The organism is Microbacterium sp. MYb66 (assembly GCF_002979435.1).
Lineage (GTDB): Bacteria > Actinomycetota > Actinomycetes > Actinomycetales > Microbacteriaceae > Microbacterium.
In genome coordinates, this window is record NZ_PCOV01000005.1 from 1 (window position 1) to 23,426 (window position 23,426).

A 23,426-nucleotide genomic window follows, 5' to 3' on the forward strand; every position below is an offset into this window, starting at 1 on the left:
CCTGATCCCACTGCCGACCCGGCCCCTTGTGTGCGAGCCACCCCCCTTGAGGACGTGCGCAACGGGGCGGCTCGCACAGAAGGGGGTGGCTCGGCGCCGAAGGGGGAGGGCGGGCGTGCGACGCAGAATGTATACGCGAGAGCGTTCAGCTTCGACAGCATGACCCGCAGTGGCGCTTTATGTATACACTGAGGGCATGACCCTTCCCGTCGAGCGCACTTCTGCGAGCGACCGCGCGTACGCGGCCCTGCTCGACGGCATCCAGTCCGGCGCCCTGCCCGCGGGCTTCGTGCTCGGCGAGGTCGAACAGGCCGAGCGCCTGGGCGTGAGTCGCACCCCTATGCGCGAGGCGCTGCGCCGGCTGGCCGCCGACGGGCTCGTGGTGCAGCAGTCGCCGCGAGTCACCGTGGTCGCCGACCTGGATGCCGACGACATCCGCTCCCTGTTCGAGATCCGCCGCGCGTTGGAGGAGAGCTCCGCCCGTCTCGCCGCAGCCCGCGGGGATGCGCGGCTCTTCGCCGCGCTCGCCGAGGAGTTCACACACGTCGACCTCGCCGCCGCGGAAGGCCGCGACGCCTACTACTCCCTGATCGCGCGCTTCGACGCGGCGCTCGATGCCGCCGTCGCGAACGACTACATCGCCGCGGCGCTGCGCACCGTGCGCACCCATCTCGTGCGTGTGCGGCGGATGGCGCGCGACAACCCCGCCCGGTTGGCCGCCTCCGCCGCCGAGCACCGCACGATCGCGCAGGCCCTCGCCGCGCGCGACGGCGACCTCGCCGCCCACGCCACCCACGTGCACCTGCACAACGCGCTCGCCGGCATCCTCGACTCCCTCCCCGAAGACGTTCCGTCTCACCTCACGACCGAAGGACACCCATGACCGTCACCCATCACGTCCGCGTGCACCGCAGCGACGAGAACCTCGCCCGTGAAGATCAGCTCGCCTGGAAGATCGCCGAGGTCGCCGCCGACCAGGTCGAGGTCGAGCAGGACGTCGTCGACATGATCATCAACCGCATCATCGACAACGCCTCCGTCGCCGCGGCGTCTCTCACCCGCGCGCCCATCAACGCCGCCCGTGCGCAGGCGTTCAGCCACCCGGTCTCGACCGGCGGCGTCGGCGCGAACCTGTTCGGCGCGGCCCTCGACCACCGCACCAGCCCCGAGTGGGCTGCCTGGGCGAACGGCGTGGCCGTGCGTGAGCTCGACTATCACGACACGTTCCTCGCGGCGGAGTACTCGCACCCGGGCGACAACATCCCGCCGATCCTCGCGGTCGCGCAGCACACCGGCAAGGACGGCCGGGCCCTCGTGCGCGGTATCGCGACGGGCTACGAGATCCAGATGGACCTGGTGCGCACGATCTGCCTGCACAAGCACAAGATCGACCACGTCGCCCACCTCGGCCCGTCGGCCGCCGCCGGCATCGGCACGCTCCTCGGCCTCGACGTCGAGACCATCTACCAGGCCGTCGGCCAGGGGCTGCACACCACGACCGCGACGCGACAGAGCCGCAAGGGCGAGATCTCGACCTGGAAGGCGCACGCCCCGGCCTTCGCCGGCAAGATGGCCGTCGAAGCGGTCGACCGGGCGATGCGCGGGCAGACCAGCCCCGCACCCATCTACGAAGGCGAAGACGGCGTGATCGCCTGGATGCTCGACGGCAAGGACGCAGCGTACGAGGTACCGCTTCCCGGCGCGGGCGAGCCCAAGCGCGCGATCCTCGACTCGTACACGAAGGAGCACTCGGCCGAGTACCAGGCCCAGGCGCTCATCGATCTCGCCCGCAAGCTCGGGATCGAGAACCCGGCGCTGCGCGACCCGGCCAACATCGACTCGATCGTCATCCACACCAGTCACCACACCCACAACGTGATCGGCTCGGGCGCGAACGACCCGCAGAAGTACGATCCGACCGCGTCGCGCGAGACGCTCGACCACTCCGTGCCGTACATCTTCGCGGTGGCCCTGCAGGACGGCGGATGGCACCACGTCGACTCCTACGCTCCCGAGCGCGCGGGCCGCGCGGACACCGTCGCCCTGTGGCACAAGATCACCACGGCCGAGGATGCCGAGTGGACGCGCCGCTACCACTCCGAAGACCCCGACGAGAAGGCCTTCGGCGGTCGCGTCGAGATCCGCCTCGCCGACGGCTCGACCGTGGTCGACGAGATCGCCGTGGCCGACGCGCATCCGCTGGGCGCCCGTCCGTTCGCGCGCGAGAACTACATCGCCAAGTTCCGTCTGCTCGCGGAGCCGGTGCTCGAGCCCGCCGAGATCGAGCGGTTCCTGGCGCTCGTGCAGCGTCTGCCCGAGCTCACGGCGGCCGAGGTCGGCGAGCTCTCGATCGTCGCGAAGCCCGGGCTGCTCGAGGCCGCGCCGGCCCCCGAGGGACTGTTCTGATGCTGTATTCCACCCTCACGCCCGCCGAGAAGCGGCGGCTGTTCCGCGAGCGGCTCCGCTCCGGGGAGCTGCTGCGCTTCCCCGGAGCGTTCAACCCGCTGAGCGCCCGCCTGATCGAGCAGAAGGGCTTCGACGGCGTCTACATCTCCGGCGCCGTGCTCTCCGCCGACCTGGGGCTGCCCGACATCGGCCTGACCACGCTCACCGAGGTCGCCGGCCGGGCGAAGCAGATCGCCCGCATGACCGATCTCCCCGCGATCGTCGACGCCGACACCGGATTCGGCGAGCCGATGAACGTCGCCCGGACGATCCAGGAGCTCGAGGATGCGGGCCTGGCCGGCACGCACATCGAGGACCAGGTCAACCCGAAGCGCTGCGGCCACCTCGACGGCAAGGCCGTGGTCGACGAGGACACCGCGATCAAGCGCATCCGGGCTGCCGCCGATGCCCGTCGGGACGAGAACTTCCTCATCATGGCGCGCACCGACATCCGCGCCGTCGAGGGGCTGGACGCCGCGATCGACCGCGCCAAGGCGCTGGTGGATGCCGGTGCCGACGCGGTGTTCCCCGAGGCCATGCGCACGCTCGCCGAGTTCGAGGCCATGGCCGAGGCGCTCGACGTGCCGATCCTGGCGAACATGACCGAGTTCGGCAAGAGCGAGCTGTTCTCCGTGGATCAGCTGCGGGACGCCGGAGTGAACCTGGTCATCTGGCCGGTGTCGCTGCTGCGCATCTCGATGGGGGCCGCGGGCCGTGCTCTCGATACGCTGAACGAAGAGGGGCACCTGACCTCGAAGCTCGGCGAGATGCAGCACCGCGCCGATCTCTACGATCTGATCGACTACGAGTCGTACAACCACTTCGACTCCGGCGTCTTCAACTTCACCATCACGAAGGAGTGACCATGACCGAGCCGGACATCAAGAAGGGCCTCGCGGGCGTCGTCGTCGACACGACCGCGGTCTCGAAGGTCAACCCCGAGACCAACAGCCTGCTGTACCGCGGCTACCCGGTGCAGGAGCTGGCGGACACCCAGCCGTTCGAGGCCGTCGCCTATCTGCTGTGGAACGGCGAGCTGCCCACGCCCGAAGAACTCGCGGCGTTCCGGCTGGAGGAGCGCAAGAACCGGGCCCTCGCCGACAACGTCAAGGCCGCGATCGACCTCGTGCCCCTCGACGCTCACCCGATGGACGAGGTCCGCACCGCGGTCAGCCTGATCGGCGCCTCCGACCCCGGTGCCGGCGGTTCGGTGCTCGATGCGGGCGGCAGCCCCGAGCAGAACCTCGAGCGCAGCATCCGCCTGTTCGCGGCGCTGCCGGCGATCGTCGCCTACGGTCAGCGTCGCCGTCGCGGGCAGGAGATCATCGCCCCGCGTGACGACCTCGACTACTCCGCGAACTTCCTCTGGATGACGTTCGGTGAGGAGGCGGACGATGTCGTGGTGGATGCGTTCAACCGCTCGATGATCCTGTACGCCGAGCACTCGTTCAACGCCTCCACGTTCACGGCACGCGTGATCACCTCGACCCTGAGCGACATCTACTCGGCGGTCGTGGGTGCGATCGGCGCCCTCAAGGGACCGCTGCACGGCGGGGCCAACGAGGCCGTGCTGCACATCTTCGACGACATCGGCACCGCCGACAACGTCGTGCCCTGGCTGGATAAGGCGCTCGCCGAGAAGCGCAAGATCATGGGCTTCGGTCACCGCGTCTACAAGAAGGGCGACTCCCGGGTGCCGACCATGAAGGCCGCGCTCGACACGCTCGTGGAGCACTACGACCGTCCCGATGTCGCTGCTCTCTACGACGCTCTCGAGTCGGAGTTCGTCGCGCGCAAGGGCATCTACCCGAACCTCGACTACCCGTCGGGCCCGGCGTACAACCTGATCGGTTTCGACACGCTCACCTTCACGCCGCTGTTCGTGGCGGCGCGGGTGACGGGGTGGACCGCGCACGTGATCGAGCAGGCGGGATCGAACGCGCTGATCCGGCCGCTGTCGTACTACGACGGTCCGGACGAGCGGCACGTCGAGAGCTGACCCGACGCACACTCCCCGAGAGGGCCCCGTCCACGACGGGGCCCTCTCGTCGTCCGGGCGGGAGTGGCCGCGCTCTAGCGCGCTCGAGGGGTCGTGGTCAAGCGGATGCGCGGAATCGCGGGGCGGAGTAGAACCGGATGCGGGAACGATCGCGTCCCTTCGAGAAGGAGGCTCCATGTCCGCATCCGACGCCACTGTGAAGGAGGTCCGGTCTCTTGTCCCTGCGCGGATGGACCGGCTGCCGTGGTCGCGATTCCACTGGATGATCGTCGTCGGGCTCGGGTTCTCCTGGATCCTCGACGGGCTCGAGGTGCAGATCGTCGCCGCGAACGGCTACGCCGCGACTCTGGGCATGGGCCCGGCCGAGGTCGGTCTCGCGGGCACGTGCTACCTGCTGGGTCAGGTGTTCGGCGCGCTCGTGTTCGGACGTCTCGCCGATCGCCTGGGCCGCAAGAACCTCTTCCTCGTGTCGCTCGCGGTGTATCTGGTCGGGTCAGCGGTCGCGGGTCTCTCCTTCGCCCCCTGGTTCTTCTACATCTGGCGATTCGTGGCCGGCGCGGGCATCGGCGGCGAGTACGCGGCGATCAACTCGGCCATCGACGAGATCATCCCGGCGAAGTACCGCGGTCGCGTCGACATCGCGATCAACGGCACCTACTGGGGCGGCGCGGCCCTCGGCGCCGTGGCGAACATGTTCTTCCTCAACACCGACATCCTCCCCGCCGACCTCGGCTGGCGTCTCAGCTTCTTCGTCGGCCCGGTGCTCGGCATCCTCATCATCTGGCTGCGCCGGCACATCCCGGAGAGCCCGCGCTGGCAGATGACACACGGGCGCGAGGAAGAGGCGGAACGCAACGTCGATGAGATCGAGGAGCGCATCCGCAAGGAGGGCAAGACGATCGACCCGGTCGACGAGAGCAAGGCGATCACGGTCAAGGAGTACGGCAGCGTCCCGTTCCTCGTGATCGTGAAGGTGCTGTTCAAGAAGTACCCGCGGCGCACGCTGGTCGGCATCACGATGATGGTGACCCAGTCGTTCCTCTACAACGCGATCTTCTTCACCTACGCCCTCGTGCTGGAGAACTTCTACGACACCCCGCCGGCCTCGGCATCGCAGTACTTCATCGTGTTCGCGGTCGGCAACCTGGCCGGCGCGCTCATCCTCGGACACTTCTTCGACACCTGGGGACGGCGGCGGATGCTGTTCTCGACGTACGTGCTCGCGGGCCTGATCCTGCTCGTCAGTGCGTTCCTTTTCAACGCGGGGGTGCTCAACGCCGCCACGCACACCGCGTTCTGGTGCGCGTCGTTCTTCTTCGCCTCTGCCGGTGCGTCGGCGGCGTACCTGACGGTCAGCGAGATCTTCCCGCTCGAACTGCGCAGCCAGGTGATCTCGTACGTCTTCTCGATCGGTCAGCTCGTCGGTGCCATCGCTCCGGTGCTCTACGGATCGCTGATCGGTGCGAGCGCCGAGTCGGGCGACCGCGGCCCGCTGTTCTGGGGGTACGTGCTCGGGGCGGCGATCATGATGTTCGGCGGCATCGTCTGCGGAATCTTCGGAGTCAGCGCGGCGGGCAAGTCACTGGAGGACATCGCCGATCCGCTCTCGCTCGTGGAGCCCGCCGACAAGGGGGTCTCCCCGGGAGGGGGAAGCTGAGCGAGATCATGCGCCCCGCCGGACTCATCATCGTGTCCTCGATATGACCCGGCAGCACGAGTTCTCGGGGACCGCCATCAGTGCTCCCCGCCGTCGCGCGCGAAGAGGGGGCGCGGCCAGGCGCCCAGTGCCAGCGCCGCCAGCACGGTCTGGATCAGACCGGTCGCGAAGAAGATGCCGTGCAGGGGAGACCAGACGAGCATCATGGCGATCTCCACGAAGATCCAGATCATCATCGTGAGTCCCGCCGCCGCGTGCATCCCCCACGCGACGGCGAAGCGTCCGAACTGCGCGCCGAGCGCCAGCGCCTGCACGCCTCCCACGACGATGCCGAGGATGATGCCCGGCCACACATAGGACTCGAAGACGGTGCCTTCGAGCCATTCGGCCGGCAGTCCCATCCCTCCGCCGACGGTCAACCCGACCATTCCGATCAGGGCGGACAGGAGGTTGATCGCTGCGACGGTGACGAGAGCGACACGGAGGGAGCGGGGGGTCGATCGCATGGGCTCACCGTACCGGCCGGTCCGACCGTGCGGCGGAGTGGCGGGCGTGGAAAACCGATCGAATCGGACGAGCCGTGGCCGGTGACCGCCTGATCACCGCCACTCTCGGCCGAGGTGATCAGCGCGTGAGCCAGCTCCGCAGCGAGCGGGTGACGAACGGGAGCACCCAGTACGCCATGATCGGCGTGAGCACGAGGGTCGTGACGAGCACGCGCAACCAGATGGGCAGCTCGTTCCACCCGGGCACGGGGCTCATCGCATACGTGAACGCGAGGTTGACCGGGAAGAACCCCAGCCAGATCGAAGTCGCCTGCTTCCAGCGCGGGGGAGCAGGGGCGACCGTGACCGTCTCGGTCGTGCCGTCGCTTGCCGGGAGCGTGATGGTCCCGGTCGTCGGCTCGTCGAACCAGCCTTCGATCCCGGTTCGCCGCTTGGAGCGCTCGCTGCGCACGAAGCCCTCGCCCATCGAGAGCCACCAGGCACGCTCGGCCGACTGCTCCCACGCCGTGAGCGAGTCTTCGCTCGCGAAGCGGTAGAGCATGTGCCAGACCTGCGAATCCTCGCCTGCGCGCACCCAGCCCGAGCCGAGGAAGCCCGGATACTTCGTCGCGAGGTTCACCCCCGTCTGCACCCAGGCGGTCGCCTCGACGATGCGCTCGGGGTCGACTTCGCGGCGGATGGACACGGTGAGGGGTTCGGACAAGGTGGAGTCCTCGTGACGGGCGTCCGGGGTGAGGACGCCGAAGCGGATGCGCCAGGGTGGCGGCGCACCGTCGATTCTAATTCGGATGCGGGGGTTCGCAGGCCGCTTCCCGCCCGGACGAAGAGGACCCCCGCCGACCCGATTCGGCGGGGGTCTCGCGGCGTGGGAGCCGCGACGGGAGCAAGAGTGCTCACCGTGCGCGCGGATGACGTGACACCCGATCCGGTCTGAGTCTCTGTCCGCGCACCTGCAGTTGTACCCGGGCGAGATGACGAGGCGGTGAACGGGGCGCGAACAAGTGCGATCCGGCGCGTCGAGCAGGCGGAGATCGGATACAAGGACGTCCTAGTAAATATCCGGGCCACAGAGTAAACTCCCCAATGTGCCAACGACGGCACGGAGGGATGTCACACAATGACTCGTACTATCCCGCACTTCGTGGGCGGATCGCTTCTCACTCCCGACTCCGGACGCTTCGCCGACGTGTTCGATCCGAGCACCGGCGCCGTGCAGGCCCGGGTTCCGCTCGCCTCGACCGATGAGGTGCGCCGCGTGATCGCGAACGCCGAGGAGGCGCAGGTCGCCTGGGCGGCGACCAATCCTCAGAAGCGCGCCCGCGTGCTGCTCCGCTTCCTCGACCTCGTGCAGCGCGAGATGACGTCGCTGGCCGAACTGCTGGCGCGCGAGCACGGCAAGACGGTGGACGATGCGAAGGGCGACATCCAGCGCGGCCTCGAGGTCATCGAGTTCGCAGCCGGCGCACCGCACCTCCTCAAGGGGGAGTACTCCACGGGCGCAGGCGCCGGTATCGACGTGTACTCGATGCGGCAGCCGCTCGGCGTCGTGGCGGCGATCACCCCGTTCAACTTCCCGGCGATGATCCCTCTGTGGAAGGCCGGCCCCGCGCTCGCCGCGGGCAACGCCGTCGTGCTCAAGCCCAGCGAGCGCGACCCCTCCGTGCCGGTCCGCATCGCCGAGCTGTTCCTCGAGGCGGGGCTGCCGGCCGGCGTGCTCAACGTCGTCCACGGCGACAAGGAGGCCGTCGACGCGCTGCTCACCGACGACCGCATCCGGGCTGTCGGCTTCGTCGGATCGACCCCGATCGCGGAGTACATCTACGCGACGGCCACGGCGCACGGCAAGCGGGCGCAGTGCTTCGGCGGAGCCAAGAACCACATGATCGTGATGCCGGACGCCGACCTCGACCAGGCCGTCGACGCGTTGATCGGCGCCGGCTACGGCTCGGCGGGTGAGCGCTGCATGGCGATCTCGGTGGCCGTTCCGGTCGGGCAGGAGACCGCCGACGCCCTTGCCGCGAAACTGCTCGAGCGCGTCGGGCACCTGCGCGTCGGCCCTTCGCTGGCGACGGATGTCGACTACGGACCGCTGGTCACGCGGGCCGCGGTCGAACGCGTCGAGGGCTACATCCAGCAGGGCATCGACGAGGGCGCGACGCTCCTCGCCGACGGGCGGGGCTTCACCGTGGAAGGGCACGAGGAGGGCTTCTACCTGGGCCCGACCCTGTTCGACCACGTCACGACCGACATGGCGATCTACCGTGAGGAGATCTTCGGTCCGGTGCTCGTGATCGCGCGTGCCGCCGACTACGAGGAGGCGCTGCGCATGGCCTCCGAGCACGAGTACGGCAACGGTGTGGCGATCTTCACGCGGGACGGCGACGCCGCGCGCGACTTCGCGGCGCGCGTCGAGGTGGGGATGGTCGGCGTGAACGTGCCGATCCCGGTACCCATCGCGTACTACACGTTCGGTGGATGGAAGCGCAGCGGCTTCGGCGACCTCAACCAGCACGGCACCGACGCCTTCCGCTTCTACACGAAGACCAAGACGGTGACGAGTCGCTGGCCCAGCGGCATCCGCGAGGGCACGTCGGCAGGCATCCGCGAGGGCGCCAGCTTCGTCATCCCGACCATGCACTGATCCCGGAACCTCCCACAAGGAATCACGATGACCATGACCACCGTCACCACCACCGCCGAAGAACGCGAGGCGATCCTCGGCGCCGTCCGTGAGTTCGCGGAGACCGAGCTCGCACCGTTCGCCGCCGAGCGCGATGAGAAGCACCTGTTCCCCCGGGAATCGCTGAACCGCGGCGGCGAGCTGGGTCTCGGGGGTATCTACGTCCGCGAGGACTTCGGCGGCACCGGCCTGAGCCGCCTCGACACCGTGGCGATCTTCGAGGAGCTCGCCAAGGGCGACCCGGCAGTCGCCGCATACATCTCGATCCACAACATGGTCGTGTGGATGATCGACACCTACGGCGATGACACGCAGCGCGGGGAATGGCTGCCGAAGCTGACGGCGATGCAGGAGTTCGGCGGCTACTGCCTCACCGAGCCGGGCGTCGGATCGGATGCCGCGAACGTCGCCACCAGCGCGGTCCGCGACGGAGACGACTACGTGCTCACGGGGATGAAGCAGTTCATCTCGGGTGCGGGCGAGGCCGCCGTGTACGTCGTGATGGCGCGCACGGGGGAACCGGGCGCACGCGGCATCAGCGCCTTCCTCGTCCCGGGCGACGCGGAGGCGCTGAGCTTCGGCGCGCCCGAGAAGAAGATGGGCTGGCACGCGCAGCCGACCCGGCAGGTGATCTTCGACGGCGTCCGCGTCCCGGCATCCGCCATGCTCGGCGAGGAAGGCCGCGGATTCGCGATCGCGATGTCGGCGCTCAACGGCGGCCGACTCAACATCGCCGCATGCTCGCTGGGCGGAGCGCAGTGGGCGCTCGACAAGGCGGTGCAGTACGTGCACGAGCGGATGGCGTTCGGGGAGCCCCTCGCCGAGAAGCAGTCGATCATGTTCGCGATCGCCGACATGCGCACCGACCTGCAGGCCGCTCGTCTGATGGTGCGCGACGGAGCACAGGCGGTCGACGACCATGCGCCGGACGCCACCATGCGCTGCGCGATGGCGAAACGCTTCGCGACCGACGCCGGTTTCGATGTCGCGAACCGAGCCCTGCAGCTGCACGGAGGCTACGGATATCTGCAGGACTACGGGATCGAGAGGGTGGTCCGCGACCTGCGGGTGCACCAGATCCTGGAAGGGACGAACGAGATCATGCGATTGATCGTCGGGCGAGAGATGCTGCGACCCGCAGGGTCCTCCTCCCTCCAGCGCAGCGGTGGAGACCAGATGCGGAGCGCATCATGACGTCGTCGTCGAAAGCAGTCGTCGCTTTCCTCGGCCTCGGGCACATGGGCCTGCCGATGGCGAAGAACCTCGTCGCCGCGGGTCACCAGGTGCACGGCTTCGACCTGGTTCCCGCGGCGATCGAGGCCGCACAGGCCGCAGGCATCCCGGTGGCGGCGAGTGGGGCGGAGGCCGTGGCCGGGGCCGACGTCGTCATCACGATGTTCCCCGCGGGGAAGCACGTGATCGAGGCGTATCGCACCGAGCTGCTCGCGGCGGCACGACCCGACACCCTCTTCATCGAGTCGTCCACCATCGCCGTCGACGAGGCCCGGGCAGCCCACGCGCTCGCGCTCGCCGCCGGGCACCGCAATGTCGACGCCCCGGTGTCGGGCGGAGTCGTCGGGGCCGAGAACGGCACGCTCGCGTTCATGGTCGGCGGGTCGGACGACGACTTCGCCGCGGCGCTCCCGCTGCTGGAGGTCATGGGCAAGCGCATCGTGCACTGCGGCGGTCCCGGGCTCGGCCAGGCGGCGAAGGTCTGCAACAACATGGTCCTCGCGGTCTCGCAGATCGCGGTGGCCGAGGCCTTCGTGCTGGGCGAGCGGTTGGGGCTCGAGCATCAGGCGCTGTTCGACGTGGTGTCGCAGGCGTCCGGTCAGTGCTGGTCGATCACGACGAACTGCCCGGTGCCCGGTCCGGTGCCGACCAGCCCTGCGAACCGCGACTATCAGCCGGGCTTCGCGGGAGCACTGATGGCCAAGGATCTCGGACTCGCGCTGCAGGCGATCGAGCAGACCTCGACCGACGCGAAGATGGGGCGGCTCGCTCAGGAGCTCTACGCGGCCTTCGCGGCGGGCGAGGGCGCGACGAGGGACTTCTCCGGCATCATCACCGACATCCGCGACGACCGCGTGTGATGATCGGTATTCGACGGAGAGGGTGACATGACCGAGTACGAGACGATCCTGGTCGAGCAGCGCGGACGGGTCGGGTGGATCACCCTGAACCGCCCGGAGGCGCTGAACGCGTTGAACAGCCGACTCGCGGAGGAGGTCACCGCCGCAGCGGTCGCCTTCGACGCGGACGACGGCATCGGCGCGATCGTCGTGACCGGCTCGGAGAAGGCCTTCGCCGCCGGCGCCGACATCAAGGAGATGGAGGGCATGTCCGCGGCGGACATGGTCGAGACCGATCACTTCGGGGTCTGGCACGAGTTCGCCGCCGTGCGCACGCCGGTCATCGCCGCGGTCTCCGGATTCGCGCTGGGCGGCGGATGCGAGCTGGCGATGATGTGCGACATCATCCTCGCCGGCGACACGGCGAAGTTCGGTCAGCCCGAGATCAACCTCGGGGTCATCCCCGGCATGGGCGGGACGCAGCGATTGATCCGCGCCGTGGGCTACTACAAGGCGGCCGAGTTGGTGCTCTCCGGACGCCTCATGGGCGCCGAGGAGGCCGAGCGCGCAGGCCTCGTATCGCGTGTCGTGCCGGCATCCGATCTCCTGGCCGAGGCGACGACGCTCGCCGAGGGGATCGCCTCGAAGTCGCTGCCGTCGGTGTACGCCGCGAAGGCGGCGCTGGACGCGGCGATGGAGACGACCCTGGCCGAAGGGCTCGCGCACGAGAAGCGGGCCTTCGCCACGCTGTTCGACACCGCGGATCAGAAGGAGGGCATGGCCGCCTTCCGGGAGAAGCGGTCGCCCGACTTCCGGAACCGCTGAGCAGCGGCACCGCGGAGTCGCTACGCGCGCAGACCTTCGACGATTTTGGCGATGCGACGCTCGCGCGTCGCGTCCTGCTTCGCCTCCGCGACCGCACGCGCGTGCTCTTTGCGGGCCGAGTACGACAGGGCGTCGAAGGCGGCGCGCACCGCGGGGTCGGAATCCAGGGCCGCAGCGAGCTCGTGCGGCACGTCGACCGTGCGCTCGGCGGCATCCACCCGGATGACGGCGTCGATCTCCTGGTCGATCTCGAGCCCGAGGTCGGCGCGCACGGCCTTGCTGAACCCGATCATGTTCTCGCTGCCCATGCGTGCCACGCGCAGTCGGGCCGTCCGCCCGCCGATGGTCACGGCCACCGGGAAGGCCTTGCCCGCGCCGAAGGATGCGACCTGCTCGTCACTGAGCAGGATCGCCGCGGCAGGACCGCGACCGGTGAGGATCGTGTGCAGGCGGAGTTCGCTCATGCGGAAAGAGTACGCCCGCGGTCGTGTCTCGAGGACGAATCGGGGCACGTCAGAGCGGTTCGGGGTGCGGGCGGGGGTCGGCGAAGTCGCCGGCATCCTTGCGGAGTCGCGCGACGATCGCCACGAGTTCGGCGGCGTCGTCTCCGCTCATGCCCGGGTCGGCGAAGACCTCGGCGTTGAGGGCCCGCGTGGCGCGTTCGACCAGGTCGCGACCGGCATCCGTGAGAGCCAGGAGTGCGGCACGCCCGTCGTGCGGGTGGGGTTCGCGGACGATCAGCCCGTCACGCACGAGACGCTCCGCTGTGCTCGTGACCGTGGTCGGATGCACCTGGAGGCGGGCGACGACGCTCGACAGCGGGAGCTTGCCCGCGCGGCTGAACGCCAGCAGACGCAGCACCTCGAACCGGGCGAAGCTGAGGGCGAACGGCTTCAGGGCCGCATCGACGCGAGCGAGCAGCAGCTGCTGGGCTCGCATGATCGAGGTGACGACCGCCATGCCGTCGGCGGCGTCCGTCCACCCGTGCGCGATCCACTGCCGCTTCGCCTCGGCGAGCGGGTCCACGGGGAGAGGGCGGGGTCTGGACACGTCTCTACGGTACCGGCGGGGGAGGGCGGTGCTCGGACGGAGAGCGGCCGAGCCTTCAGGCTGTGGATTATGTATACATTGGTGACCGATTTCACCGGTCGGAGCGACGAATACCTCCGCTTTTGGCTACATAGAGGCCGATACGGATAGACTCAGCGTGTCGTGAGGAGCAATCGATGAAGATCTTCGTCCTGGTCAAAGAGGTGCCGGACACCTATGGCGATCGCAAGCTGAATCTCGAGACCGGACTCGCCGATCGTGCGGCCGGCGATGTCGTCCTCGATGAGATCACGGAACGTGCTCTCGAGGTCGCCCTCAGCTACGCGGACAAGAACGACGGCACGGAAGTCGTGGCCGTCTCGATGGCCCCGGAAGGCTCGACCGCATCCGTGCGCCGGGCGCTCGCGATCGGCGCGGCCTCGGCCGTGCACATCGCCGACGAGCAGCTCGCCGGCGCCGACCTCGGACTCACCGCCGAGGTGCTCGCCGCCGCGATCCGTCGCGGCGCCCCCGACCTCGTGATCACCGGCAACCTGTCGACCGACGGCTCCGGCGGTGTGATCCCGGCGATGATCGCCGAGCACCTCGGGTTCGCTCAGGCGACCGCGCTCACGTCTGTCGAGATCACCGCCGACGCGGTCTCCGGCAATCGCGCCGCGGACGCCGGAGGGCAGCCGGTCTCGGCCCCGCTGCCCGCAGTGATCTCGATCACCGAGGCGCTCCCGGACGCGCGGTTCCCCAACTTCAAGGGCATCATGGCGGCGAAGAAGAAGCCCCTCGAAGTGCTCTCGCTCGCCGACCTCGACGTCTCGGCAGACCCGTCCGCCGCACCGCGGACCATCATGACGGCGGTGTCGGAGAAGCCCCCGCGCGCCGCCGGCGTGAAGATCACCGATGAGGGCGACGCGGCCGACAAGCTCGTCGAGTTCCTCGTGCAGAACAGGCTGGTGTGAGATGACCCCTCCCGAGAACCCGATCCTCGTCCTCGTCGACGTCGACCCGTCCGGCGGCGCCGCCAGCAGCACGGCCGCGCTGATCGGTGCGGCTTCGACCGTCGGCTCGCCCGTTGCGCTGATCGTCGGAGGCGGCCAGGCGGCCGTGGACCAGGCGGCAGCCGCCGGTGCTTCCGTCGTGCTCACCGCCGAGGGGGATGCCGCCGCGCTCACGGTCCCGATCGTCGACGCGCTGCAGGCTGCGGCCGCACAGGTGCATCCCGACGCCGTGCTGATCTCGAACTCGATCACCGGTCGCGACGTCGCTGGCCGCTTCGCGGTGCGCACCAAGAGCGCGCTCTCGGTGGATGCGGTCGGCGTCTCGCGCGATGACGAGGGCGTCGTCGCCCACCATTCCGTCTACGGCGGGGCCTATCTCGTCGACTCGGCTCCCACGTTCGGGACGCCCGTCATCACGGTGCGTCAGGGTGCCGTGGATGCGCGTGCCGAGGCCGTGGCCGCGCCGCAGGTCGAAGCGCTGACGGTCGCGGCATCCGGCGCCGTCGCGGCGACGGCGGGCCCGATCGAAGCGGTCGAGGTCGCCTCGTCCCGCCCGGAGCTCCGTGGGGCCACCCGGGTGGTCTCGGGTGGGCGCGGTCTCGCGTCGAAGGAGAAGTTCGTGCTCGTCGAGGAGCTGGCCGATGCGCTCGGCGCCGCGGTCGGAGCCTCGCGGGCCGCCGTCGACGCCGGGTACATCCCGCAGTCGCACCAGGTCGGACAGACCGGCGTCTCGGTGTCGCCGCAGCTGTATGTCGCGCTCGGCATCTCGGGCGCGATCCAGCACCGCGCGGGCATGCAGACCTCCAAGAACATCGTCGCGATCAACAAGGACCCCGAGGCGCCGATCTTCGAGGTCGCGGACTTCGGCATCGTCGGTGACGTGTTCGCCGTGGTCCCGCAGGTGATCGCGGCACTCGAGGCGCGGAAGAAGTAGTCATGGCGACGGGGATGCTGCGACGCGGTCTGCCGCGTGTGCCGGGCGGGGAGCCGTGGCCGCCGGCGGATGCGGTGGCGGCGGATGCCGGTGTCGCCGAGGCGCCCGTCGAGCCGACCCCGACGGCCGACGCCGGCGCGATCGTCGAGCCTGCCGTGCCGGCGGCCGCCTCCACGGCGGCCGAGCCGAGCGCTGCGGCCGCCTCCACCGCGCCTGTCGCCGCCGCTGCGCCTGCCGCCGCGGCCACGGTCGCTTCGGGGATGCCGCGTCTCCGCCGAGGCCTGCCTCGCGTGCCGGGCGGAGAGGCCTGGCCGCCCGCCGAGGCGGCGGTCGCCGCGTCGACGTCCGGAGGTGCGGCTGCTGCTGCCGCCTCTTCTTCCGCAGGAGCAACGCCACCGTCGGCTGCGCAGGAGGATGCCGTCGAGTCGGCCGTCACCTCCTCCGCTCCGACCGCCGTGGCCTCTGCGCCGGCGGTCGCCCCCGCAGCCTCGACGGTCGTCGCGGAGGGTGTCCGTCGAGGTCTGCCCCGCGTCGCCGGGGGCGATCCCTGGCCGCCCGCCGACACCGTCCCGGCCGCGCAGGCCGCCGCTGCGCCCGCACCGGTCGAATCGGCTCGGGTCGAGTCCGCCGCTGCCGAGAGCGCGCCGGCCGAGAGCGCCACTCCCGTGGCCGCACCGGTCGCCGCAGCCGCCGTCGCAGTTCCGGCGATCGCCGACGTCGACGCTCCGCTGCCCTGGACGCGCACGGTGTGGAACGGCCGCGCTCCACGGCACATCACCGCGGCCGCGGCGCCCGGGCGCCGTCGTCCGACCTGGCCCCAGGCCATCGCCGTCCTGTTCGGCGCCGCGGCACTCGGAGTCCTCGCGGGCGCGGCCATCGCCTTCGTCCGCGCACTCCTGAGCTTCCCGTTCATGCAGGACTTCCTCGCCGCATTCCCGGGCGAGTACGAGCCGGCGATCGCGGTCGCCGCCGGATTCTCGCCGTGGATCGGCTGGCAGCACTTCTTCAACGCGTTCCTGATGGTGCTGATCATCCGCTCCGGCCTGCAGGTGCGCACCGAGAAGCGGCCGACCGTCTTCTGGACGCCCCGGGGGGAGGCGAAGGGCAAGATCAGCCTGAACCTCTGGTTCCACCAATCGCTCGACATCCTGTGGCTCGTGAACGGCGTGATCTTCGTCGTGCTGCTGTTCGTCACCGGGCACTGGGTGCGGATCGTGCCCACCAGCTGGGAGGTGTTCCCGAACGCGCTCTCGGCGGCCTTGCAGTACGTCTCGTTCGACTGGCCGCACGAGAACGGCTGGAACAACTACAACAGCCTGCAGCAGCTCGCCTACTTCGCGACCGTGTTCATCGCCGCGCCCCTCGCCGCGATCACCGGCTTCCGGATGTCGGGGCTGTGGCCGAAGAAGGCCGAGAAGCTGTCGAAGGCGTACCCGGTCGAGTGGGCGCGGGCCCTGCACTTCCCGATCATGCTCTACTTCGTGGCGTTCATCATCGCGCACATCGCGCTCGTGATGCTGACCGGCTTCCTGCGGAACCTGAACCACATGTTCGCGTCGCAGGATGCGGTGACCTGGACCGGCTTCTGGGTGTTCATCGCCTCGCTCGTGGTGATCGCGATCGCCTGGGTGGCCGCCCGCCCGCTGGTGCTCGCGCCGATCGCCAAGGTGTTCGGGAAGGTCTCCGGACGCTGACGGGATTCCTCGCGATGAGGTGTTGACACGCCACCAAGCAAACGCTTGACTGGCATCGTGTTCGCACCTCTCGCCTTCTTCTCCTTCGTCCGCCTCGAGGACCGCTCCCTGCACGGCGACTACAACCGCTGGCACCAGCTCGACCACCGTCCGGAGAACCTCGCGCTGCCCGGAGTGGCGTGGGGCGACCGGTGGGATGTTCGTCCGGAGTATGCGGCCCTCGCCGACGGCACGCTCGCGGGTGCGGTCGACTTCGTCGCCATGTACTGGTTCCGTGCGCCGGTCGCGGAGTCCGTGGCCGCGTGGGATGCGCTCGGCGAAGCGTCGTTCCAGTGGGGGCGGGGTCCGCTGATCCCCGGCATCCATCGCCCGATGCTCGCCTTCTTCCGTCCGGTGAAGGGGTACGCGGCCCCTCGCGCGCTCGTCGATCCCGAGGTGCTGCCCTACCGTCCGCATCGGGGCATCCACCTCACCGCCACCCGGTTCGCCGAGCCGCACGGCGCCGAGACGCACGAGGCGCACCGGCGCGAGGATCGCGAGCTCATCCCGGAGCTGCTGGAGGTCGACGGGGTGGCCGGCGCCTGGACCTTCTCGTACAGCCACCCGCAGCGGCACTCCTCGCTGCCGTTCGACGAGACTCCGGCCGATCCGCCGGGGAGCATCCGCATCCGGCTGGTGTATCTGGAAGACGACCCGGCCGACGTGACCCCGCAGCTCCGTGCGGTCGAGGACGGCTTCCCCGAGGCGGGAGAGCGGATGCTGTCGACGCCCGTGAAGACGATCATCCCCTGGCAGGACTGGTGAGCGAGGCGCTGGAGCGGCGCCTGCAGACGCTGGAGGACCGCGCCGAGATCGCCGAACTCATCGCCCGATACGGCCCCGCCGCGGATGCCGGCGACGCCGACGCGGTCGCGGCGCTGTGGGCGCCCGAGGGGACGTACCAGTTCGACGACACGGTGCTGGATGCCGACGGCATCCGCGCGCTCGTGACCATCCCCACTCATGTGGAGTACATGCGCCGGGGGTGCGCGCACATCCTGTCGGCACCGCGCATCGAGATCGACGGGGACACGGCCGTCGCGGTCACCCACTCGATCGTGATGCTGCGCGAGGGGGAGCGCTGGGTCGGCGAACGCGTCAGCGCGAACCGGTGGGAGCTGCGCCGCACGGCTGTCGGCTGGCGGGTGCAGCGCCGCCGCAATCGCCTGCTCGACGGGGACGCCGCCGCCCGGGAGCTGCTCGCCCCCTGAGCGCCGTGTGCCGCTCGCTCAGCCCCCGAAGCGGCTGAGCGGGGTCTCACCGGAGGCGGCGAGGCGCGCGAGCGTCCGGGCACGAGGGCCGAGTGCGCTGCCGAAGCGCACGTCCCAGGAGTCGTGGCTGTCATCGCCGAGGACGATACGGGCGTGATGCGGCCAGTTCGGGTCATCGAGCGCTTCCCGGCCGAGGAGCACCAGGTCGGAGTCGCCGTGCCCGATGAGACGGTCGGCCTGCTCCGGGTCGACGACGAGACCGACCGTCGCCGTGCGCACCCCGACCTCGTCGCGGATGCGGCGGGAGAAGTCGGCGTGGAAGGCGAAACCCCGGCGGATGCGGGTGTCGACCGAACGGTCGGTGGTGATCCCGCCCGACGAGGTGTCGACCACGTCGACTCCCGCGGCGGCGAGCCGACGCGCCACCTCGACCGTCTCGTCGATGCCGAGGCCGCCCTCGGCCCCGTCGACCGCCGAGATCCGGAACGAGAGCGGGATGCCGTCGCCGATCGCGTCGCGCACGGCGGCCACCACCTCGAGCGGATAGCGCAGACGGTTCTCGACGCTGCCGCCGTAGCGATCGGTGCGCCGGTTCGACACGGGGGAGAGGAACGAGTGCAGCAGGTACCCGTGCGCCCCGTGGAGCTCGACGAAGCGGAATCCGGCGGTGACGGCGCGGGCGGCTGCGTCGTGCCAGTCCTGCACCGAGCGTGTGATCTCGGCGGGGGTGAGCGCCGCCGGCACCGCATGCCCGGGACCGGCGGCCACGGCGCTGGGGGCCACGAGGGGCCACGGGCCGAAGCCGGCGGCCGCGTCCTCATCGTCCAGCGGGGCCCCCGCCCGCCACGGCTCGCGCACGGCCGCCCGCCGCCCGGCATGGCCGAGCTGCACTCCCGGCACCGATCCGGATGCCGCCACGATCGCGGCGACCCGCCGCCAGCCGGGGATCTGCTCGTCGCACCAGAGCCCCGCGTCGAACGGGGAGATGCGGCCCTGCGGGTGCACGGCGGTCGCCTCGGCGATGACCAGTCCGGCGCCGCCCAGCGCGAAGCGTCCGAGATGCGCGACGTGGAAGTCGGTGACCAGACCGTCGCGCGAGGCGTACATGCACATCGGCGAGATCCCCACCCGGTTCGGCAGGGTCACGTCGCGCAGGGTCAGCGGTGAGAAGAGGGTCATGCGGGTTCCTTGGAGGGTGGCAGGCGGAGGAAGGCGGCGAGGATCGCGGTGATGACGCCGCAGGCGGCGGCGAAGCCGAGTGACAGCCGGAGGGCCTCTTCCGACAGGAAGGAGGGGTCAGGGAGAGAGGGGAGCGCCGCGATCACGAAGGCGAACAACGCGGCGGCGACCGCGCCGGACAGTGTGCGGATGACCGAGTTGACGCCGTTCGCGGTGGCCACCTGGTCGGCGGGCACGGAGACGGTGATCAGCGACGGCATCGCGGCGAAGGCGAACGCCACCCCGGCGCCGACCAGCGCGGAGCCGATCAGCACGGGCACGGCCCCGCCGTGGAAGAACAGGCGGAACAGGAAGGCGACGGCCATCACCGACGACCCGAGCAGCAGCGCGCGCTGTCCCCCGAAGCGGGTGATCACCCTCGCGGCGACGGGCGCCAGCAGGATCATGGTCAACGCGGAGGGCAGCAGGAAGAGGCCCGCCGCCGCGGTGGGAGTCGACAGTCCGTACCCGGTGGATGCCGGGGCGAGGGCCTCCTGCGTCGTGAGCAGATGGTTCGCGTACATGCCGAAGGTCGCGAAGAACGACGCGATGTTGATGGGCAGGATCGGTGCGCGCATCGCCGTGCGGACGTCGATCAGCGGTGCCGGATGCCGCCGCTCCCACAGCAGCCAGAGGGCGAGGGTCGCGACGGCGACGAGCGTGAGGGCCAGGGTGAGCGGGCTGGTCCAGCCCCAGTACTGTCCGCGCGAGATCGCCAGCAGCAGGGCGGTGAGTCCGAGGGCGAGCAGCGCGGCGCCGACGAGGTCGAAGGCGCGGGCCGGGCCGGTCGGGGCCTCCGGGATCCGCAGCCGGATCAGGACGCAGAACAGGGCGCCGACGACCGCGGAGCACCAGAAGACGGTCGGCAGGCCGCCCCATTCGAGCAGCGGTCCCGCGAGGACGAGCCCGAGAGCGGAACCCATGCCGAGAGTGCCGCTCATGAGGGCGATGCCGAGGACGGCGCGGCGACGCGAGACCAGCGCGCTCAGCAGGCCGATGCCGATCGGGACCACCGCGGTGCCGAAGCCCTGGAGAGCGCGTCCGATCAGCACGGCCGTGAAGCCCGGGATGACGGCGGCGATCACGGAGCCTGCGACGAGGAGCCCCATCGACACCAGCAGCAGGAGGCGGCGACCGTGCATGTCGGCCAGCCGCGTGACGACCGGGGTGCCGACAACTCCGGCGAGGAGGGTGACCGTGATCAGCCAGGAGGCGTCGGCCGCTGTCGTGTCGAGCAGCTCGGGGATCAGCGGCAGGATGGGGACGATGAGGGTGAACTGCAGCGATGTCAGCATCCCGCACGCGGCGAGCAGGGCCACCACCACGCGCTCGTGCCGTTCTCGTTCCGACTTCACCGTCACCGTTCCACTCGCAGGAGCGCCGTCCCTGTCGTCAGGCTATCCGGATCTCGTGAAATGAACAAGCGATTGCTAGGGTGACGTCATGAGCAACGGAGCCGAAGACGTCGTCCCCGTCGACGAGGACGAGCGTCGCGCCTGGGAAGCGGGCCTTCTGCGCGAGTCGGCCGCCCTCGGCGACGGCCTGTGGAGCATCCCCGTGGCGATCCCGGAAGGAACGCTCCCCGGCACGCTCGCCTACGCGATCATCGGCCAGGACGGGACGCATCTGATCGACCCGGGATGGGACACCCCGGAGAACCTGGAACGCATCGAGCGCACGCTCGCGTCGGCCGGGCGGGGGCTGCGCGACATCGCGACGGTCGTCGTCACCCACCACCATCCCGACCATCTCGGTCTCGCCGAACGGGTGCGGACGCTCGCCGGCGCGCGGATCGTGATGTCGGCCGCCGAGCGACGCGTGCTCGCCGCGGCCGTCGATCCTGCGGCGCGCGATCCCGAGTCGTATCGCGCCACCCTGGTGCGATGGGGCGTGCCGGAAGAGCGCCACGACGAACTCGTGGCCTCGTTCGCCCGGCCCTCGCTCACCGGCGATGTCGAGCCCGATCTGCTCGTGGGCGACGGCGACGTGCTCGAGCTCGGCGGACGGCGCCTGGAGGTCGTGGAGACGCCGGGGCACACGGGCGGGCACATCTGTCTCGCCGACCGTGACGCCCGCCTGCTCTTCACCGGCGATCACGTGCTGCCGCGCATCTACTCCGGGGTCGGCATCGGCGTGCTCGAGGGCGGCGAGCCGATGGGAGACCTGCTGGCGTCGCTGGACCGGCTCTCCGAGTTCGACGACTTCACCGTGCTGCCCGGACACGAGTTCCGCTTCACAGGTCTGGCAGCGCGCCGTGCGCGGATCGCCGCCCACCATCTGCGCCGTACCGGAGAAGTCGCGGCGCTCGCCGCGGAGCTCGGCGACCGGTCGGTGTGGACATACGCGAGCCGCCTGACCTGGACCTCGGGCTGGCGCCGACTCGACGGATTCTGGCTGCACTCGGCACTGCGTCAGACCGAGATGCACCTCGGCCTGGTCCGCAGCGGTCGGGCGGCGGCGTGGCTCAGCCGCGGCTGATCTCGCGACGGTGCAGCCGCCAGCCGGACTCGACCCGCACGAACACGTCGGCGTAGACGCCCATCGCCGCCAGCGTCGGGACGCCGTCGGTGCCCCGGTAGTAGCGGAAGTACGAACGCGCCGTCGCCCGATCGCCGTCGACCTCGACCGTGATGCTCGAGACGTCGTGCCGGGTGTGCGTGCCCGGTCCCTGGATGCCCGCGGCACGGCGTTCGTGCACGCCGGCGAGGAGGGCGGCCCGACCGGAGATGCTCTGCACGTCCATCGGGAGGTCCGTGGCGTCGGTGAGATCCCAGACGGCATCCGGGGTGAAGCAGTCGATGTACTGTTCGGGCTCGCCGGCATCCGCCAGCTGGGCGATGCGCGCGAGGAGCATCGCGATCTCCTGGCGATCGCCGATGGCCTGCAGATCGACGCTCACGGCACCTCCCCGGCCCAGCGCTGGAGGTGCGCGCGCAGGTCGGCGGGGATCGGCACCGGATCCTGTTCGGGCGAGACCGTGACGACGGTGTTCTCGGCGCGGGCCACGAGCACGTCGTCCTCGACCCGGATCATCTCGAAGGCGAACCGGAACGACGCGGTGCCGATCCGGCCCATCCGCAGGTCGATCCGGATCTCGTCGAACAGACGTGCGGCAGCCAGGTACTCGCACGTCGTGGCCCGTGACACCGTCCACCAGCCGAAGCGCTCGATGAGGGTGTCCTGGCGCAGCCCCTGCAGGAACAGGAACTCCGACTGCAGGCCCTCCATCTTCGGGAACCAGGCGGCGTAGTACAGGATTCCGGCCGGGTCGGTGTCGGCGTAGCTGAGGCGCACCGTGTGCGAGTGGATGATCGGCCGCGCATCGACCTCGATCACTGCGTCACCGTCCAGCCGCCGTCCACCGGGAGGAAGACGCCGTTGACGTAGCCGGCGAGCGGGGAGAGCAGGAACAGCGTCGCCCACGCGATGTCGTCGGGCGTGGCCATGCGCTTGAGGGGGATGCGGGTGAGCACGCGCTGCCCGGTCTCGCTTCCCGCGAACCCCGCCAGCCGCGGGGTGTCGGTCATGCCGGGCGCCACGCCGTTGGAGCGGAACTCCGCCGCGCGGTGCGCGGCGAGGTGGCGGACATAGCCCATGATCGCGGCCTTGGATGCCGAGTACCAGGCGTTGTCGGTGCCGACGAGGTTGCCGGCGACCGAAGTCGTCGCGACCATCGCCGCGCCCTCGCCCGGGCCGGCGGCGGACCAGGCCTGCGTCATCCGACGGACGCTGCCGACACAGATCTCCAGCGCCCGGTCGAACGGGATGTCGGAGCTGGAGGCGGGGCCGGCGTTGTTGTGCAGGTACCGGATGGTGCCGAGCGCGCGCTCGGCGTCGGCGAAGCCGGCATCCACGGCCGCGTCGTCCGACACGTCCGCCACCCAGGTGTGCACAGCGGGGGCTGTCGAGCGCACCTGCGCGGCCGTCTCCTCGAGCCCCGCCGGGTTCAGGTCCCAGAGGCTGACGGCGAGACCGAGCTCTGCCGCATGCACGGCGGTGGCCCGCCCGATCCCGCTCCCGGCACCGGTGATGAGCACCGCGTCTCCTGCTGTGAATCCGAGGTCGACTGCACCCATACCGCGCTCCTTTGCCCAAGCATTTGCT

General features: G+C 70.2%; 24 protein-coding genes. 15 read left to right on the forward strand and 9 right to left on the reverse strand.

Going from position 1 to position 23,426, the window contains the following annotated elements; translation table 11 throughout:
• Positions 1 to 196: 196 nt before the first annotated feature.
• The 5 genes from CQ045_RS11430 to CQ045_RS11450 all read left to right on the forward strand — a co-directional run bounded on the left by CQ045_RS11430 (position 197) and on the right by CQ045_RS11450 (position 6,101).
• Complete coding sequence (locus CQ045_RS11430; RefSeq protein WP_105723779.1) at positions 197 to 883, forward strand: GntR family transcriptional regulator; 687 nt, start codon at positions 197 to 199, stop codon at positions 881 to 883.
• Positions 880 to 2,406: an MmgE/PrpD family protein gene (locus tag CQ045_RS11435; RefSeq protein ID WP_105723780.1), complete on the forward strand. Its 1,527-nt coding sequence runs from the start codon at positions 880 to 882 to the stop codon at positions 2,404 to 2,406. Before CQ045_RS11430 ends, CQ045_RS11435 begins: the two co-directional genes overlap by 4 nt.
• Positions 2,406 to 3,308 carry a methylisocitrate lyase gene (gene prpB, locus CQ045_RS11440; protein WP_105723781.1) on the forward strand — a complete coding sequence of 301 codons (903 nt, stop codon included), beginning with the start codon at positions 2,406 to 2,408 and terminating at the stop codon, positions 3,306 to 3,308. The genes CQ045_RS11435 and prpB overlap by 1 nt, the downstream gene beginning before the upstream one ends.
• Before the next feature lie 2 nt (positions 3,309 to 3,310).
• On the forward strand, positions 3,311 to 4,444 hold the full coding sequence (locus CQ045_RS11445) for a bifunctional 2-methylcitrate synthase/citrate synthase (RefSeq protein ID WP_105723782.1): 1,134 nt from the start codon (positions 3,311 to 3,313) through the stop codon (positions 4,442 to 4,444).
• A 175-nt stretch (positions 4,445 to 4,619) separates the two neighbouring features.
• Positions 4,620 to 6,101: an MFS transporter gene (locus CQ045_RS11450; RefSeq protein WP_105723783.1), complete on the forward strand. Its 1,482-nt coding sequence runs from the start codon at positions 4,620 to 4,622 to the stop codon at positions 6,099 to 6,101.
• Positions 6,102 to 6,178: 77 nt separating this feature from the next.
• Here CQ045_RS11450 and CQ045_RS11455 read toward each other — a convergent pair whose 3' ends face one another.
• Entirely contained in the window at positions 6,179 to 6,607 is a 429-nt protein-coding gene (locus CQ045_RS11455) for a hypothetical protein (protein WP_219844415.1), read from the reverse strand.
• Positions 6,608 to 6,725: 118 nt separating this feature from the next.
• Complete coding sequence (locus CQ045_RS11460; protein WP_105723784.1) at positions 6,726 to 7,310, reverse strand: antibiotic biosynthesis monooxygenase; 585 nt, start codon at positions 7,308 to 7,310, stop codon at positions 6,726 to 6,728.
• A 414-nt stretch (positions 7,311 to 7,724) separates the two neighbouring features.
• Between CQ045_RS11460 and CQ045_RS11465 the strand changes: the two genes are divergently transcribed.
• Genes CQ045_RS11465 through CQ045_RS11480 form a run of 4 tightly spaced genes read left to right on the forward strand, consistent with a single transcriptional unit; the run spans position 7,725 to position 12,184 of the window.
• Entirely contained in the window at positions 7,725 to 9,248 is a 1,524-nt protein-coding gene (locus tag CQ045_RS11465) for a CoA-acylating methylmalonate-semialdehyde dehydrogenase (protein ID WP_105723785.1), read from the forward strand.
• A 27-nt stretch (positions 9,249 to 9,275) separates the two neighbouring features.
• A complete protein-coding gene (locus CQ045_RS11470) occupies positions 9,276 to 10,481 on the forward strand; it encodes an acyl-CoA dehydrogenase family protein (protein ID WP_105723786.1) in 1,206 nt (401 codons plus the stop codon).
• Positions 10,478 to 11,380 (forward strand): 3-hydroxyisobutyrate dehydrogenase, encoded by a 903-nt coding sequence (gene mmsB / locus CQ045_RS11475; protein WP_105723787.1) that lies wholly within the window; start codon positions 10,478 to 10,480, stop codon positions 11,378 to 11,380. Before CQ045_RS11470 ends, mmsB begins: the two co-directional genes overlap by 4 nt.
• Before the next feature lie 27 nt (positions 11,381 to 11,407).
• A complete protein-coding gene (locus tag CQ045_RS11480; RefSeq protein WP_105723788.1) occupies positions 11,408 to 12,184 on the forward strand; it encodes an enoyl-CoA hydratase in 777 nt (258 codons plus the stop codon).
• Positions 12,185 to 12,204: 20 nt separating this feature from the next.
• On the opposite strand, the gene CQ045_RS11485 is transcribed toward CQ045_RS11480, so the two are convergent.
• Positions 12,205 to 12,648: a YdeI/OmpD-associated family protein gene (locus tag CQ045_RS11485; protein WP_105723789.1), complete on the reverse strand. Its 444-nt coding sequence runs from the start codon at positions 12,646 to 12,648 to the stop codon at positions 12,205 to 12,207.
• Positions 12,649 to 12,697: 49 nt separating this feature from the next.
• On the reverse strand, positions 12,698 to 13,234 hold the full coding sequence (locus CQ045_RS11490) for a MarR family winged helix-turn-helix transcriptional regulator (protein WP_105723790.1): 537 nt from the start codon (positions 13,232 to 13,234) through the stop codon (positions 12,698 to 12,700).
• 176 nt (positions 13,235 to 13,410) lie between these two features.
• Between CQ045_RS11490 and CQ045_RS11495 the strand changes: the two genes are divergently transcribed.
• The 5 genes from CQ045_RS11495 to CQ045_RS18855 are packed head-to-tail and all read left to right on the forward strand — an operon-like array spanning position 13,411 to position 18,104.
• Positions 13,411 to 14,187, forward strand: a complete 777-nt coding sequence (locus tag CQ045_RS11495; RefSeq protein ID WP_105723791.1) for an electron transfer flavoprotein subunit beta/FixA family protein — start codon at positions 13,411 to 13,413, stop codon at positions 14,185 to 14,187.
• 1 nt (position 14,188) lies between these two features.
• Complete coding sequence (locus CQ045_RS11500; protein ID WP_105723792.1) at positions 14,189 to 15,160, forward strand: electron transfer flavoprotein subunit alpha/FixB family protein; 972 nt, start codon at positions 14,189 to 14,191, stop codon at positions 15,158 to 15,160.
• A 2-nt stretch (positions 15,161 to 15,162) separates the two neighbouring features.
• A complete protein-coding gene (locus tag CQ045_RS11505) occupies positions 15,163 to 16,854 on the forward strand; it encodes a cytochrome b/b6 domain-containing protein (protein WP_105723793.1) in 1,692 nt (563 codons plus the stop codon).
• Between the two features lie 57 nt (positions 16,855 to 16,911).
• Positions 16,912 to 17,658, forward strand: coding sequence for a hypothetical protein (locus tag CQ045_RS11510; RefSeq protein WP_105724208.1), 747 nt, complete (start codon positions 16,912 to 16,914; stop codon positions 17,656 to 17,658).
• Positions 17,655 to 18,104: a nuclear transport factor 2 family protein gene (locus tag CQ045_RS18855; protein WP_181156542.1), complete on the forward strand. Its 450-nt coding sequence runs from the start codon at positions 17,655 to 17,657 to the stop codon at positions 18,102 to 18,104. Before CQ045_RS11510 ends, CQ045_RS18855 begins: the two co-directional genes overlap by 4 nt.
• Positions 18,105 to 18,122: 18 nt before the next feature.
• On the opposite strand, the gene CQ045_RS11520 is transcribed toward CQ045_RS18855, so the two are convergent.
• Positions 18,123 to 19,283 (reverse strand): NADH:flavin oxidoreductase/NADH oxidase, encoded by a 1,161-nt coding sequence (locus CQ045_RS11520; RefSeq protein ID WP_105723796.1) that lies wholly within the window; start codon positions 19,281 to 19,283, stop codon positions 18,123 to 18,125.
• Positions 19,280 to 20,677, reverse strand: coding sequence for an MFS transporter (locus tag CQ045_RS11525; RefSeq protein WP_146115235.1), 1,398 nt, complete (start codon positions 20,675 to 20,677; stop codon positions 19,280 to 19,282). Before CQ045_RS11525 ends, CQ045_RS11520 begins: the two co-directional genes overlap by 4 nt.
• A gap of 88 nt (positions 20,678 to 20,765) precedes the next feature.
• Here CQ045_RS11525 and CQ045_RS11530 point away from each other — a divergent pair, with 88 nt between their 5' ends.
• Positions 20,766 to 21,800 (forward strand): MBL fold metallo-hydrolase, encoded by a 1,035-nt coding sequence (locus CQ045_RS11530; RefSeq protein WP_105723800.1) that lies wholly within the window; start codon positions 20,766 to 20,768, stop codon positions 21,798 to 21,800.
• Here the strand turns inward: CQ045_RS11530 and CQ045_RS11535 are convergent.
• The 3 genes from CQ045_RS11535 to CQ045_RS11545 are packed head-to-tail and all read right to left on the reverse strand — an operon-like array spanning position 21,787 to position 23,398.
• Complete coding sequence (locus CQ045_RS11535; protein ID WP_105723802.1) at positions 21,787 to 22,221, reverse strand: nuclear transport factor 2 family protein; 435 nt, start codon at positions 22,219 to 22,221, stop codon at positions 21,787 to 21,789. The two genes, CQ045_RS11530 and CQ045_RS11535, sit on opposite strands and share 14 nt — an antisense overlap.
• A complete protein-coding gene (locus CQ045_RS11540) occupies positions 22,218 to 22,658 on the reverse strand; it encodes a thioesterase family protein (RefSeq protein WP_181156543.1) in 441 nt (146 codons plus the stop codon). Before CQ045_RS11540 ends, CQ045_RS11535 begins: the two co-directional genes overlap by 4 nt.
• A complete protein-coding gene (locus CQ045_RS11545) occupies positions 22,655 to 23,398 on the reverse strand; it encodes an SDR family NAD(P)-dependent oxidoreductase (RefSeq protein ID WP_105723806.1) in 744 nt (247 codons plus the stop codon). The genes CQ045_RS11540 and CQ045_RS11545 overlap by 4 nt, the downstream gene beginning before the upstream one ends.
• Positions 23,399 to 23,426 lie beyond the last annotated feature (28 nt).